The organism is Mucilaginibacter sp. BGA-UO-ETr-C110, from assembly GCF_059567985.1.
Window position 1 is genome coordinate 356,581 of sequence record NZ_JCAQPB010000002.1, and the last position, 13,891, is coordinate 370,471.

General features: G+C 44.1%; 13 protein-coding genes and 1 riboswitch. Of the genes, 11 read left to right on the forward strand and 2 right to left on the reverse strand.

All coding sequences use genetic code 11. The annotated features are described in order from the left end of the window. Positions 1-182 precede the first annotated feature (182 nt). The 5 genes from AC57BQ_RS02960 to AC57BQ_RS02980 all read left to right on the forward strand — a co-directional run bounded on the left by AC57BQ_RS02960 (position 183) and on the right by AC57BQ_RS02980 (position 4,575). A complete protein-coding gene (locus tag AC57BQ_RS02960; protein ID WP_496404851.1) occupies positions 183-938 on the forward strand; it encodes a YdcF family protein in 756 nt (251 codons plus the stop codon). 42 nt (positions 939-980) lie between these two features. Further along, positions 981-1,682 (forward strand): response regulator transcription factor, encoded by a 702-nt coding sequence (locus AC57BQ_RS02965; protein WP_496404852.1) that lies wholly within the window; start codon positions 981-983, stop codon positions 1,680-1,682. Further along, positions 1,666-3,033, forward strand: coding sequence for a HAMP domain-containing sensor histidine kinase (locus AC57BQ_RS02970; RefSeq protein ID WP_496404853.1), 1,368 nt, complete (start codon positions 1,666-1,668; stop codon positions 3,031-3,033). The genes AC57BQ_RS02965 and AC57BQ_RS02970 overlap by 17 nt, the downstream gene beginning before the upstream one ends. Before the next feature lie 104 nt (positions 3,034-3,137). Continuing rightward, a complete protein-coding gene (locus tag AC57BQ_RS02975; protein WP_496404854.1) occupies positions 3,138-3,617 on the forward strand; it encodes a hypothetical protein in 480 nt (159 codons plus the stop codon). Between the two features lie 25 nt (positions 3,618-3,642). Then, complete coding sequence (locus AC57BQ_RS02980; RefSeq protein WP_496404855.1) at positions 3,643-4,575, forward strand: bestrophin family protein; 933 nt, start codon at positions 3,643-3,645, stop codon at positions 4,573-4,575. 293 nt (positions 4,576-4,868) lie between these two features. Here AC57BQ_RS02980 and AC57BQ_RS02985 read toward each other — a convergent pair whose 3' ends face one another. Then, positions 4,869-5,957 carry an acyltransferase family protein gene (locus tag AC57BQ_RS02985; protein WP_496404856.1) on the reverse strand — a complete coding sequence of 363 codons (1,089 nt, stop codon included), beginning with the start codon at positions 5,955-5,957 and terminating at the stop codon, positions 4,869-4,871. A gap of 448 nt (positions 5,958-6,405) precedes the next feature. Between AC57BQ_RS02985 and AC57BQ_RS02990 the strand changes: the two genes are divergently transcribed. The 6 genes from AC57BQ_RS02990 to AC57BQ_RS03015 all read left to right on the forward strand — a co-directional run bounded on the left by AC57BQ_RS02990 (position 6,406) and on the right by AC57BQ_RS03015 (position 12,902). Then, on the forward strand, positions 6,406-7,146 hold the full coding sequence (locus AC57BQ_RS02990; RefSeq protein ID WP_496404857.1) for a proteasome-type protease: 741 nt from the start codon (positions 6,406-6,408) through the stop codon (positions 7,144-7,146). A gap of 277 nt (positions 7,147-7,423) precedes the next feature. Further along, on the forward strand, positions 7,424-8,272 hold the full coding sequence (locus tag AC57BQ_RS02995; RefSeq protein WP_496404858.1) for a transglutaminase-like domain-containing protein: 849 nt from the start codon (positions 7,424-7,426) through the stop codon (positions 8,270-8,272). A gap of 250 nt (positions 8,273-8,522) precedes the next feature. Beyond that, a complete protein-coding gene (locus AC57BQ_RS03000; RefSeq protein ID WP_496404859.1) occupies positions 8,523-9,944 on the forward strand; it encodes a DUF3943 domain-containing protein in 1,422 nt (473 codons plus the stop codon). A 208-nt stretch (positions 9,945-10,152) separates the two neighbouring features. Next, a riboswitch (SAM riboswitch) is annotated at positions 10,153-10,261 on the reverse strand. Between the two features lie 269 nt (positions 10,262-10,530). Further along, entirely contained in the window at positions 10,531-11,865 is a 1,335-nt protein-coding gene (gene argH / locus AC57BQ_RS03005) for an argininosuccinate lyase (RefSeq protein ID WP_496404860.1), read from the forward strand. Between the two features lie 10 nt (positions 11,866-11,875). Next, the gene (locus AC57BQ_RS03010) at positions 11,876-12,079 is read left to right on the forward strand and encodes a YwbE family protein (RefSeq protein WP_321561795.1); all 204 of its coding nucleotides are present in this window, start codon (positions 11,876-11,878) and stop codon (positions 12,077-12,079) included. Positions 12,080-12,206: 127 nt separating this feature from the next. Further along, a complete protein-coding gene (locus tag AC57BQ_RS03015; protein ID WP_496404861.1) occupies positions 12,207-12,902 on the forward strand; it encodes a DUF1345 domain-containing protein in 696 nt (231 codons plus the stop codon). Here the strand turns inward: AC57BQ_RS03015 and AC57BQ_RS03020 are convergent. Then, positions 12,899-13,825: a DUF72 domain-containing protein gene (locus AC57BQ_RS03020; RefSeq protein WP_496404862.1), complete on the reverse strand. Its 927-nt coding sequence runs from the start codon at positions 13,823-13,825 to the stop codon at positions 12,899-12,901. The genes AC57BQ_RS03015 and AC57BQ_RS03020 overlap by 4 nt on opposite strands. Positions 13,826-13,891: the final 66 nt, after the last annotated feature.

Genomic DNA, 13,891 nt, shown 5'->3' on the forward strand with positions numbered 1-13,891 from the left:
TTTTATTTAATTATTTGATTATGAATTAATTATATATGTGTAAACCATAAAAAGTGTAAACCATGTAAACCCACTTTTTATGTACTAATTTAAACAAATGCTCCCCTGTTTTTTCTTGACCCCCGATTCTACTATCTTGACTGTAAATTTTAATTACTTTTACGGCTAAAGTATACCGGTATATGTTTTTTATCCTGTCGAAAGTATTAGCGTTTTTGCTTTTTCCGCTGCTGTATGTATTTGTTTTACTGCTGATAGCGCTTTTTGCAAAAAACGTAAAACGTAAACGCAGATACCTGCTTTGGGGCATTGGTGTGCTTTATTTTTTTTCCAACTCATTTCTGATCAACAGGGTGGCTGCGGCCTGGGATGTAGCGCCTGCTCAACTGGAAAAAAACAAAACATATAGTGCGGCTATTGTATTAGGAGGCTTCGCTTCGGACAATAAGGAAGGCCAGGGCATGTTCGGTCCTGCGGCCGATAGGTTTATACAAGGTGTTCTTTTACAAAAGACCGGCAAGGTAAAATATGTTTTAATTTCGGGCGGTAACGGCAATTTAAATCCATCTGCTTTCAGGGAAGGTGCCTGGGTCAAATATCAATTGCAAGCCGCGCAGGTGCCGGATAGCTGCATCCTGATAGAAGATCAATCGCGCAATACTTTGGAAAATGCATCCTTAACAAAAGCTTTGCTGCAAAAACACGGGCAGCGCGGGCCATACTTATTGGTCACCTCCGCGTTCCATATGCGCCGGTCGGTACGGATCTTTAAAAAAATGGGTGTTGATGTAATTCCATATCCTTGTAATTATATTGCCGGAACCGGAAATATTGGCATAGGCGAGCTGGTACCTAATGCCGAATCAATGACCAAATGGAACGTTTATATAAAAGAAATGATCGGCCTTGCCGTTAACTATGTTTCGGGGCGCGGTTAATGGGTTATAGCGCTCGTAATTAAAAATTATACAAGTAATACTATGGGGATATTGTTGGTTGAGGATGAACCTAACGTGGTATCGGTAATAAAACGCGGACTTGCAGAATTTGGCTACGAAGTGAGTGTAGCGGCTAACGGAGCAACTGGTCTGCAAATGGCGCTTGATCATGATTTTGACCTGGTGATACTGGATGTAATGCTACCCGTAATGGATGGTATACAAGTATGTAAACTCATCAGGCAGCACAAACAAACCATGCCTGTTATTATGCTTACCGCGCTTGATTCAACCGAAAATATCGTGAACGGTTTGGATAGCGGCGCTGACGATTACCTGGTAAAACCCTTTAAAATTGCCGAACTGGCTGCCCGCCTGCGTACTCTGCTGCGCCGTAAAAGCGGGGAGCAACAGCCTAAAAATAATACATTTACCATTAACGACCTGGAACTTAATGTCGAATCAAAAATAGCTTACCGTAATCAGGAGCCCTTAAAACTTACGGCTACAGAGTACAGGTTGCTGGAATATTTTGTTAAGAATCAGAAAAAAGTACTGTCACGGATCCAAATACTGGAAAGTGTGTGGGATATTGATTTTAACATGGGGACTAACGTGGTTGATGTATACGTAAACTATCTGCGCAAAAAACTGGAAAAGGGTGGTGGTTCCAAACTCATCCACACGGTTTTTGGTATGGGATATATCATGAAAGAGGAAGCGCCCGATGAAAATACAAAGTAAAATAACCCTGCTGTTCCTGTTACTGTCTGGTGTAATATTGTTATTGCTCAATATCACCATCTTTTACCTGGTATACCGGTTTGGCTTCGACGATTTTTTTAAACGGCTGGAAGCCCGTGTCAATATATCTGCGCAGGTGCACCTGTTCCCCGGGGCCAAAAGTCGGGCTTATCAGGAAGTAAGGAACCGCTATCTGGAGAAGCTGGAATCGGAAAAAGAATATTTTTTTAATACAGATACGGTTAACAAGATTAATATAAGAGGCGGAATAAATGCGAAGGGCAGCTTTATTAAAAGCATCTTAAAAGATAGTACAGCACGCTATAAGGTGGATAATATCTTTTATGCAGGCAAGGTATTTACCAAGGACAACAGTAAATATATTGTTATCGTTTCAGCGTCAGATCCATCTGGTTTCCAGGAGTTAAAGGATCTGCAGAGAATATTGATCTATGGCTTCCTGGCAGCCATGATACTGGTTTATTTTGTAGGTAAAATATTCTCCTTTTATACCTTTCAACCTATACGTCGTATCATTAATAATGTTAAAAATATAACAGCCAATAACCTGCATTTCAGGCTGGATGAGCTCAGTGGCAAGGATGAGGTAGCCGAACTATCCTATACTTTCAATGATATGCTTAACCGCCTGGAAACAGCTTTTGAAACACAGAATAACTTTGTAAGCAATGCCTCGCACGAGCTGCGTACACCCCTAACCATTATTAGTACCGAAGCCGAGCTGGCCCTGAGCAAAACCGATGCAAGCCCCGGGCAGCGCGAGGTATTTGGCACCATTTATTCGGAAGCTGAAAAGTTGGGCCAGATACTGAATAGCTTATTAACCTTGGCTCAATCGGGTTTTGATGGTAAAAAACAGCGATGGGAAAGCATCCGGATAGATGAGCTCCTGATGACAGCTTCGGAATCCATTAAAAAGATCAATACCGAGAGCAATATCCAAATCGATCTGGAAGATATGCCGACCGACGAACGCCTGCTTTACGTAAGCGGTAACAGCAATTTACTGCGTCTGGCCATTACCAACATCATCAGCAATGCCTGTAAATATTCAGACAACCGTTTGGTAAAAATAAGGCTGCTGGCCGAAAACAATAAAGTGATCATCTCCATTGCCGATCAGGGCATCGGCATACCCGAAACCGAACTACAGCACATTTTTGAACCTTTTTTCAGGGCCTCCAATACGCATAGCTACGAGGGGCATGGGGTAGGTCTACCTTTAACACTCAATATTATACGCCTGCACAGGGGCAGCATAGGTATCCGCTCAGATGTTGGTAAAGGCACCGAGATCAAGGTTTTTTTGCCTGTGGATGCATCGGCGTAAAACTCTAATCAAATTCTAATAACTTTCTTAGATCATCCTAATTATTGGGGGCTACACTTGTATCAAACAAAATTATACAAGTTAAACCATTAATAATTACGACTATGAAAACGCTGTTCATCCCCACCGATTTTACCTACCAATCACTTCAAAGCATCCCCAATATAGCCCAGCAATACTATCCGCAAAAAGTGGATATCAGGCTGGTGCACATGCTGAAAATTACTGACAATATAGGCGAACTGCTGATGCTTTCGCGCCGTTCGACAGAGTTCAGGCAAATCCCGGATAATTTTTATATCCGCTGCCGCGACATGGAGAAAGATTTCAGCCACCTGATCAATCGTATCCATATCGATATTTTTTACGGCAGTACAGTAGCAGTTTTTAATAACTACCTGGATGCCCATGAGGTGGATGCCATTGTGCCACCGCATGATAATTACAAATTGCTTTTTAAAAACAGTATCGACCCTGAAGTGCTGATCGAAAAATGCGGGAAACGGGTACTAGCCCTGACCGAAACACCCGGCGCTATGGCTGATATGATTACCGAGGAACCGGAATTAATTGAACAACAGTAATTAACCCCTTAATTATTAAAACATCATGCTGCTAAAAGAAAACATCCCGGTTACTTACGTATTCGGTAAAATAAAAAAAGAACTCATCCTGGTGGCCATTTATTCGTCGGCTATTTATTTGATGCACCAGTACTATAATTTTAAGGAGGTGTCTATCCCCTTAACGGTGCCTACTATATTAGGTACTATTATATCCTTGTTGCTGGCTTTCCGGTCAAACCAGGCATATGACCGCTGGTGGGAGGCCCGTATTTTATGGGGAGCCATAGTCAACGATTGCCGCACTTTTACCCGCCAGGTACTCACCTTTGTCGATAGTAGTTACGATGGCGAAGAAAAATGGGCCCTCAAAGAACGGATAGTAAAACGGCAGATAGCCTGGTGCTACAGCTTGAGCCGCCACTTGCGTAAACAGGACGCTAAACAGCACCTGGAAGCTTTTTTGAGCGATGACGATATCAGGAACATTCGCGATATGGATCATGTGCCGCTGGCGCTGAATGAGTTACAGGGACATGATCTGCGCACCCTGTACAAATTAGGCTGGATCAACGAGTACCAGCAGGTAGCTATGGACGGCACCCTCACTGGTTTTACCAACTCTATGGGCGGTTGCGAGCGTATCAAAAATACGGTGTTCCCGGCTACGTACAGTGTGTATATACATTGGCTGGTACTGTTTTTTGTACTGCTGCTGCCATTTAGCCTGATCGAGTTTTTTGGCATACTGCAGGTACCCCTGGTGATCGCTATTTCGTCGGCATTTTTCCTGATCGAGAAAATGGCCATCCATTTGCAGGACCCATTTGAGAACATGCCAACCGATACACCAACCACCGCCATCAGCCGGAAAATTGAGCAGGACCTGAAGCAAATGCTGAAAGACGAAATGCCCCAGGTGACCGACATGGTAACCAACAACCAGCAACAAAAACAGGCAGTGTTCTATATTTTATAAACTCGGTTTAAAAACTTTTTAAACCTTAAATTTTAACACTTTTCGGCCCGAAAATGGGGCAAAAACGACTCAAAAACCGTCGAAAAAACCTGATTTTAACAAATTTTAACACGGTTTTGATGAGTTTTGAAAGGTTTAAAAAGTATTAAATTATTGATATATAGTTGATTGTATATTTAACGGGTGGTTTTTGGCTCTCCTGTTGCCTTAACCAAACAGCCCGGCACCCTTGAGAAAGGGGCCGGGCTGTCGTTTGATATAAATATACGAAAAATTACGGAGAGGGTCAATATTTACCCTTGTTTCCTTTTGCTTGTCAGATATCTGCGTACCGGGATATCATAGATCACCATTACCAGGTAAGCTATTCCAATCAGCAGGATCGCCGATATCGAAATAATAAGCCCCAATTGGCCTGGGCCAGGTTTGTGGGCAGCGTAGTAGTTGCCAAACATCCACATGACCGCGTAATGGGTCATGTACAGCGGGTATGATATTTTTCCGGAGAATACGCAAAGTTTCTTTATGCCTTGCGTTAGCACGGCTCCGGCACCTAAGGCTATCAGTAGCGGGAAGTAAAAGATCACGACCAGCGTTTCGGTAAGCCAGTTCCATTTATTGGAGAAAGGCATCAGGAAAGCTAAAGCCAGCAATACCGCCAGACCTAAAAAGCCCAGTTTGTTTTTGATGATCCAGTTAAAGCGGTATACCAGCAAACCGGCTAAAAATGAATAACTGATGCGGGCGCCGCCATCCCAAAAGTTGCCCTTACCCCAGCCACCCATCAGGTTGCCGGAGTGCTGCGCCACAAAACAAATGCCCAGTGCCGCCAATATAGTGAGCGCAAGAAGCACACGCTTATGAACACGGCAAAGCACAAGAGCATAAACAATATTGGCTATATACTCCCAAAACAGCGACCATGCGGGTGCGTTAAAACCGAACTGATTAAAATAGCGGTCACTCATAACCGGGAAGGGAATAAGCAGTACAGACATTAAAAATAACAGTATCAGCCTGCCTGTGCTGTACAGTTCCGGGTGGCCGCCAAAGGGATCGAAAAGAAAGGCTAACAAACCCAGCACCGAACCGAAAATAACCAGGGGATGCAGTCTGATGATCCTGGATTTAAAAAACTCCATGATCCCCATTTTGCCAATACGGTCGTCATAAGCATATCCGATCACAAAACCCGACAGGCAAAAGAAAAAATCGACCGCCAGGAAACCATGCCCGATAAAGTTTTGACTGTAATCGGAATAAGCTATTTCCATAAAATGGAAGGTCACCACGGCGAAAGCTGCTACTCCCCGCAGTCCGTCCAGAATTTCAAAGTGTTGTTTGGTTTTTAGTACCTCAGGATTAAGTTTGTGTTCGGTCATTGATGTTTGTTTTATTCAGGTAAAGCAGGTGCGCTGGGGTTATGCGCAAAAGTTCAAGAATACCGAATAATAACGATTTAGCCAACAAAAATTTAAATTGAATAGGATCGCATGCAGAATGCTCTGCGGAGAATTTAGGCTAAAGCCATTTTGTGTACTTGAATTTAAACCGTTGGCTGAAGCTGAAAGAAGAATTTAAAAAGCGGACGTCATGCCGAATTTATTTCGGCATCCCACTCGCAGGTAAGCACAGGATAAGTCTGCAACAGGCAAATCCCAGATCTGGCAAGAGTGAATATCCTGTGGGATGCCGAAATAAATTCGGCATGACAAGATGCATTTTTTTAAACGCGATTTCCAAAACCAATTTGCTCATTCTACACATAATCTCCCTTTATTTAAGTACTTTGGTGGTTTCGGAATTTTTAACGCGTTACGTTTTTTTAAGATGACCTATTGTCTGGGAATTAAAGTTAAAGAAGGGTTGCTGGCTATTGCCGATACCCGCATTACTACAGGAACCGATACTACTGTAAAAAAGAAGATCACGATAGCACAAAAAGATCATTTTTCGCTTTTTATCATGACCAGCGGTTTGCGCTCGGTACGGGATAAGGCCATTACTTACTTTACCGAACAGCTGGAAACCAGGGAGTTTAATAAGCTGTACAAAGCCGTAAATGCCTTTGGTGAGAAGGTAAAGCTGGCGGCCGTGGAAGACAAGGTGGCGTTGGAGCAGGCCGGTTTTAAGTTTGATCTGAATACTATTATTGGCGGGCAGCTTCAGGATGATGATGAACACAAGTTGTTTTTGCTTTATCCCGAAGGTAACTGGGTAGAGTTAGGCGAGGGTTCGCCCTATGTGGTTATCGGGAACGCCGCGCATGGCAAGGCTATTTTAAACCGTACCCTTACCGAAAATTCGAGCCTGAAACTGGCCCTTAAAACCGGTTTTCTGTCCTTTGATTCGACCCGGGTAAGCGCCAATAACGTGGATTTTCCGATTGATGTGGTATTGTATAAAAAGGACAGCTTTGAGGTGGTGGAGCAGCGGTATGAGAAAAAGGACCTTGAGTTTATATCGGCACAATGGGCAGAAGAGCTGAAGAACGCCCTTAACCACGTTTCGGAAGCCTGGATGGATCCGGCATTTGAAAAACTAAACGAAATTACAACCAAGAATGGATGAAAAGATTTTTGGAGTAAGGATTTCTGAAGTAATATCATTAACTTAAGCAAACACCGTAGGTGTTAAAGGTCGGTAGTAGAAGATTGAAAGAGGGTATCCCGCGTACCGTTAGGTCCGCTACATCTTCCTCTGATATATAACGCGGTGGTATCGTACCTAAGGGCACGAGACTTTTGTTCCATTGTTTGCTACCGACCTTTGACCCCGATGGAGCCAGCTTCTTAAGTTAATGGCACCGGAGCAAGAAAAAAGTCACTAACTCAATAAATCAATAATTATGAAGTTCAATGTGTTTACCCAAATGGAGTATGTGGTACAGTCGCCCGGCACATTGATATTAAATATACATGCCCTGCGCACGCCCCATCAGGCCGTGCTGAACGAGGAGTTTACGGTTGAACCTTATATTAAGGTAGAAGAGCTGGTATCAGCACAGGCCGAAAACCGGCTGATCCGTTTTGAAGTGGCGGAACCAGGAACCATTAAAGTTACCTATAATGCCCTGGTTGATAATTACTACGAGGTAATTGATTACAGCCGGCAGGAAGAAACCCTGGTTGCCCAGCTGGATGTAAGAGTGCTGCCTTATCTGAACCCGAGCCGCTATTGCCAGTCGGACAAGTTATACCGCCTGGCGCATAACCTGTTTGGGCATATCGATAATCCGTTTGAGCAGGTGGTTACCCTTACCGACTGGATCCATAACAATGTGCAATACTTGAGCGGTTATAGCAATGCGCAAACATCGGCCTTTGATACTGTGACCGAGCAGGTAGGGGTATGCCGTGATTTTGCCCACCTGGGTATAGCCCTGTGCCGGGCGCTCACTATACCGGCGCGCTATTTTACCGGCTATGCTTATCATCTGAAACCTGCCGATTTTCATGCCTGCTTTGAGGCCTACCTGGGTGGCAACTGGGTGCTTTTTGATGCTACTAAACTGGTACCGCTCAACGGCCTGATCAAAATAGCCACCGGCCGGGATGCTGCCGATACCGCCATAGCCAATATTTTTGGCGATGTAACTTTTACCACCATGCAGGTAAGCTGCGAACTGGCTGAGGCCGAAAACTTTGCCCCATTTTATTATGAAACGGGTGGGTTTAAAGGGCTGATGTATTTGTAAGCATAGCTATTTCAATCCCATTTTTTAGGCCAGGCCAACGCATCCGCTTAATAGTTTGCCTGCCTGTTAATCCAAAGTTAAATTTTAGTAAATTTAATTAAGGTAGATCAAAAACAATTGTCCCGCTTATTTTCTTCTGAGTTATAGTTTATACAACTCTTTGACATCAACAAGATGCTGATATATCAGTCCTGATAACGATTTGTGGGTACGGCCGGAGGGATACATCGTCGTCATAACCTGTTTTTAGATGATGCATACCCATACCTGTTTCACTCAATTAAGGCGGCTGCTACTGCTTTTTATCTTCATTATAAATACCGGAGGGCTTTTGGCACAGGTGCCTTTTCACAGGCTTCCCGTTGTCCGGCATTCGGCTCAGGATAACTTTAGGGATACACTGATCAAGAAAAAATTTGGCCGTGCTGTAGGCGAACTCCTGATAGCTGAACTGACACCCTGGATCTTTGACCGCTACGTGGCCCAAAAAGACTACGCCCGGATCTCCTGGAAAACGGTTGGTCATAACCTGAATCCCGGCAGCTGGACCTGGGATAATGATCCTTTCCAAACCAATCAGTTTGGTCACCCTTACCACGGCAGTTTGTTTTACAGCGCGTTTCGCAGCAATGGATATACGTTTTGGCAATCGGCCCCGGCAGCTGTGGCGGGCAGCTACCTATGGGAAACCTTTGCCGAAAACCAGGCCCCGGCACCAAATGATCTTATCAATACCAGCTTCGGGGGTATTGTATTGGGCGAAATGACCTACCGCTTCTCCAACAAGATCGTGAACAACAGGCAACGCGGTTTTAAAAGACAGGCGAGAGAGGTGCTTGGGTTTATAGTAAATCCCATGAACGGGCTTAATCGCCTGTTGGATGGTAAATGGGGTAAGGTGTACGGAAGCCCAAAGGATCGCGACTCAACCCGCATCAGCGCAGAGCTGGATTTGGGGCTGCGTAATGTAAATGAAAGCGGCAAAGGTTTACGCGCGGGCGGGCATTTTGGCTGGTACGGCCGGGCACGGATGTTGTATGGCGACCCTTCCGAAGATTTAAAAACGCCTTTCAGCAATATAGCTGTTACCGCCGAATTTGGGCAGGATGACAGTACCAATGTTAATGTGATCAGTGTGTACGGATCACTTGCCGGCTGGGATATTTCCATTAAGGATAATATCAGGAACCTGCTGATCCTATCGGCCAATTACGATTATATCCATAACCGGGCATTTTTTTATGGCGGGCAAAGTGTTAAGTTTAATATGTTGTCGGAGTACAGGTTTAATAAAAACCTCAAGATCAATACCTCATTTGGTGCAGGCCCCATATTGCTGGCCGCTATACCTGATCCTTATCTTTTTAAAGGTCGTAATTATGACTACGGGCCAGGCTTTGCCATTAATGCTGGGGGAACCATCAGCATTTTTAATAAAATATTTTACGGAATTAATTACCGGGGTGGATGGATGATAACGGTTAACGGCAACAATTCGCATTACTTTTTACATGCGGTTTCGAGCGAGCTGAGCTATATGTTCATTAAGGGGTTTTCTATTTGCGCGGAGTCGGGCTATTTCAGGTTGGAGGGTAATTACAAGGATCATCCGGATGTAGACAAAACCTATCCCTATCTCAGGGTTTCGACCAGGTATAGTGTAAACTTTTAAGGAATACCAGCGTAAAGTATGGCAGATTACTAATCCTGAGAGATCCTGAAACAAGTTCAGGATGACAAACAGTAGAAGGAAAATTTGACGTCGCGGGCAGATTCGAACTGCCGTAGAAGGTTTTGCAGACCTTAACCTATCCTCTCGGTCACGCGACTTTTTAAAAAAAACTATAAATCACTTATGGAAGATGGAAGGGTAAGATCTTTGTTTATCTTTCTCCTATACGGAGCAGGAATTAGCACCTTTTACATTATGCGGATGTACAGGTTGCTAAGACGTCTTTGGGCCTTTCCCTCAGTCTTTCTTGATAAGCGTCATAAAGAACTATTTGTCGTTGTTGACCCTGCAAATATAAAAACTATTTATATAATTCCTATAGATTTAGTAGAATATTTTAAATAAATTAATTTAACCTCAATATAGGTCATCCCGAACTTGTTTCGGGATCCCACAGGACAGGTAACCTTGCATAGTACACATTGCTGGTGAGATGCCGAAACAAGTTCGGCATGACGTAGCAAAGTAGCTTTGCTAATTCCAACAAACCAAATAGTAATTACACAATAATTCACATATTTGCACCATGAGTAAGTTATGGCAAAAAACTACCAACGTAAATGAACTGGTAGAGAGCTTTACTGTTGGCCGCGACAGGGAATTTGACGAGCAAATGGCAGCCTTTGATGTGTTAGGATCATTGGCCCACACCCGTATGCTGCAAAGCATAGGATTGATGGATATTGCCGATCTTGACCTGGTGCAGCGCGAGTTAAAAGCCATATACGCCGATATTGAAAAAGGCGGTTTTACCATTGAGGATGGGGTAGAGGATGTACACTCGCAGGTAGAGATGCTGCTTACCCAACGTATAGGTGATGCCGGCAAAAAAATTCACAGCGGCCGCTCCCGTAACGACCAGGTGCTGGTTGACCTGAAACTGTTTTTCCGCTACCAGCTACAGCAGGTGGTTGAAGAAACAGAAACGCTGTTTCGCCAGTTAATTACCCTCAGCGAAAAGCATAAGGATGTTTTACTGCCTGGCTATACGCATTTGCAGGTAGCCATGCCATCGTCATTTGGCTTGTGGTTTGGCGCTTATGCCGAAAGCCTGGCCGATGACCTGGAGCTAGTTTTGGCGGCCTATCGTATCACTAATAAGAACCCATTGGGTTCGGCTGCAGGTTATGGTTCGTCGTTTCCGTTAAACCGTACTTTAACCACCCAGTTGCTGGGTTTTGATAGTTTAAATTATAACGTAGTATATGCGCAGATGGGGCGCGGTAAAACTGAGCGGATCATCGCACAGGCTTTGTCGTCCATCGCGGCTACGCTGGCTAAAATGGCGATGGATCAGGCTTTATACCTGAGTCAGAACTTTGCCTTTGTAAGTTATCCGGATACACTGACCACGGGCAGCAGCATTATGCCGCATAAAAAGAATCCCGATGTTTGGGAAATTATGCGTGGCAAATGTAACCGCCTGCAGGCATTGCCGACCGATGTAGCCATGATGACCACCAACCTGCCATCGGGTTATCACCGTGAGCTTCAATTACTGAAAGAATTACTGTTCCCGGCTTTTGCCGACCTGAAAAGCTGCCTGCATATGGCTACCTTTATGCTGCAAAACATCAGCGTAAACGCCGATATTTTAAAAGACCCCAAATACGCTTACCTCTTCAGCGTGGAAGAAGTGAACCGCATGGTATTAAACGGCACACCTTTCCGTGATGCCTACAAACAAATAGGACTGGCCATTGAACAGGGCGATTTTAACCCCGACAAAACCGTGAACCATACCCACGAAGGCAGCATAGGCAACCTCGGCAACGAGCAAATTACAGCTGCTTTTGATAAATTACTGACCAATTTTGATTTTGAAAAGGTTGATAAGGCGATAAAAGAACTGGTGAAATAATTTAACCCATATGAACGGACAAAACAGAAGCGATATATACCCAGGCCTGGAGGTTGACATAATCCTGAAAAAAGATCAGCGTACGGGTACCCTTACACGTGGTTTTGTAAAAAGACTGTTGACCAGCTCCGCTTATCATTCCCGGGGTATCAAAGTTCAGTTAGATGATGGGCAGGTTGGCCGTGTTGCCTGGATAGTGGAGGAAGAGGATTAAAGCTTAAAGCCGAAGGCCTAAAGCTAAAAGCTACTTTTGTCTTTGATCCCTAAATCTTTGATCTTTAATCCAATTAATTCATTAATTCTACACAATTGATCACCATATTTACGGTATAAACTTTCTTATGCCTGCAAATAAAATAAAATCAAAGGTTTGGTTTCGGTTGGATGCTCATTACCGGGTGCTTATTTCATTAGTAATAAGTGGCATCGTTTTGCTTTTGTCCCTAGGGCACTGTAGTACGCCTGCGGTAATACTGGTCACCTGGATTGCCTTTGCCTTTGCTATTATCATTATGGATTGGGTGATCATCCTGTCTTCGCACCCATTAGAAGTGCGTAAGATAGCCCGGATCCAGGATTCCAGCCGTACGTTGATATTCCTGTTTGTGATCGTAGCTTCCATAGTGAGCACACTGGCCATATTTTTTCTGCTTAAATCATCCAAACACCTATCGCCAGAAGCGGTAACCGAGCATGTTTTGCTGGGGATGGCATCAGTTATTGTTTCCTGGATTTTGGTGCATACTATATTTACACTACGCTATGCGCATATGTATTATACCACTGATGTGGATGACGACGGTAAAAAGAAAACACTGGGTGGTCTTGAATTTCCGGGTGATGAAAAACAGCCTGATTACCTCGACTTTGTTTATTTCTCCTTTGTTATCGGCATGACCTTCCAGGTATCGGACGTGGAGATCTCTTCCCGGCAGATCCGTCGCCTGGCCTGGATCCATGGAATGATCTCATTTGCTTTTAATACTGCTATAGTAGCCTTAAGTATCAACGTGATATCGGGCCTGGTATCTAACTAAAACAAGGTACTTTGTGCTTCGATGAATTTAGGACGAAGCAGTTGCGTGCCTAATGCTTTGTTCAATTCGTCAGTTACATAGTCGGCCAGGATAGGCGAATAGCGTTCATCATGCTGGTGCATAAAAAACCATACCGATCTTAAGCCCTGTTGCTGCCATTGTTTAATACGGGCAACCCACTCATCTAAACGGGCCTTGTCCGAATCAAAATTATCCCCCACCAGTCCATTACCCACAAAACGGATAAAAGCATGTGGTGTAGGCAGGTTCATGTGTACCACATCGCGCCTGCCGGTAGCATCGGTGATGACCGCGCCGATGTTGAGGTCATGAAATAGCTTGAAAACCTTTTCACTATTCTCGGGCACAGCAAACCATTCCTTATGCCTTAGCTCTACAAAAACAGGTACATCTTTGGGCAATTGCTCCAGGTACGCTTTTAGTTCCGGGAAGCTTTTTGGGGTGTAATTATCGCTCAGTTGCAAAAACATGGGTCCCAGTTTATCGCCAAAAGCCATAACCCCTTCATAATAGCTGGTAGTGATATCTTCGGCATTTTTTAGTCTGCGGATATGACTGATGCTTTGCGAAAATTTTGGGCAAAACTTAAAATCGGGATTGCTGTCGGCTTTGGCTTTCCATTTGGTAATGGTATCGGGCCCGTAAACATTGTAGAATGTAGCATTGAGCTCAATACAGTCGAAGTGTTTTACGTATTCATCCAAAAAATTAGCTTCTTTGGTTTTAAGCGGATAGATCTGGCCCACCCATTCTTTACGGCCCCATTTTGCGCAACCCACACGAACCTGTAATGGTTCACTACTTTTTGCAGCCTCCAGGGTGCTTAAAGTAAGCGCTGTATCGGGCGGCAGGGTAAAATCTACAGTAGCTAATTCTTGCGGGGTAACACGGCCAAATTCCATATCATCAGGTTGATTAAGTTTTATAAAAGTATGATTTATTTAAAAAGCCCGACGGATTATTTAATG

Excerpts from the sequence above, each read along its gene's own strand:
- AC57BQ_RS03015 (WP_496404861.1), top strand. The coding sequence starts at position 12,207 with ATGCCTGCAAATAAAATAAAATCAAAGGTTTGGTTTCGGTTGGATGCT.
- AC57BQ_RS03010 (WP_321561795.1), top strand. The coding sequence starts at position 11,876 with ATGAACGGACAAAACAGAAGCGATATATACCCAGGCCTGGAGGTTGAC.
- AC57BQ_RS02990 (WP_496404857.1), top strand. The coding sequence starts at position 6,406 with ATGACCTATTGTCTGGGAATTAAAGTTAAAGAAGGGTTGCTGGCTATT.
- AC57BQ_RS03000 (WP_496404859.1), top strand. The coding sequence starts at position 8,523 with ATGATGCATACCCATACCTGTTTCACTCAATTAAGGCGGCTGCTACTG.
- argH (WP_496404860.1), top strand. The coding sequence starts at position 10,531 with ATGAGTAAGTTATGGCAAAAAACTACCAACGTAAATGAACTGGTAGAG.
- AC57BQ_RS02975 (WP_496404854.1), top strand. The coding sequence starts at position 3,138 with ATGAAAACGCTGTTCATCCCCACCGATTTTACCTACCAATCACTTCAA.
- AC57BQ_RS02980 (WP_496404855.1), top strand. The coding sequence starts at position 3,643 with ATGCTGCTAAAAGAAAACATCCCGGTTACTTACGTATTCGGTAAAATA.
- AC57BQ_RS02995 (WP_496404858.1), top strand. The coding sequence starts at position 7,424 with ATGAAGTTCAATGTGTTTACCCAAATGGAGTATGTGGTACAGTCGCCC.
- AC57BQ_RS02970 (WP_496404853.1), top strand. The coding sequence starts at position 1,666 with ATGAAAATACAAAGTAAAATAACCCTGCTGTTCCTGTTACTGTCTGGT.
- AC57BQ_RS02965 (WP_496404852.1), top strand. The coding sequence starts at position 981 with ATGGGGATATTGTTGGTTGAGGATGAACCTAACGTGGTATCGGTAATA.
- AC57BQ_RS02985 (WP_496404856.1), bottom strand. The coding sequence starts at position 5,957 with ATGACCGAACACAAACTTAATCCTGAGGTACTAAAAACCAAACAACAC.
- AC57BQ_RS02960 (WP_496404851.1), top strand. The coding sequence starts at position 183 with ATGTTTTTTATCCTGTCGAAAGTATTAGCGTTTTTGCTTTTTCCGCTG.
- AC57BQ_RS03020 (WP_496404862.1), bottom strand. The coding sequence starts at position 13,825 with ATGGAATTTGGCCGTGTTACCCCGCAAGAATTAGCTACTGTAGATTTT.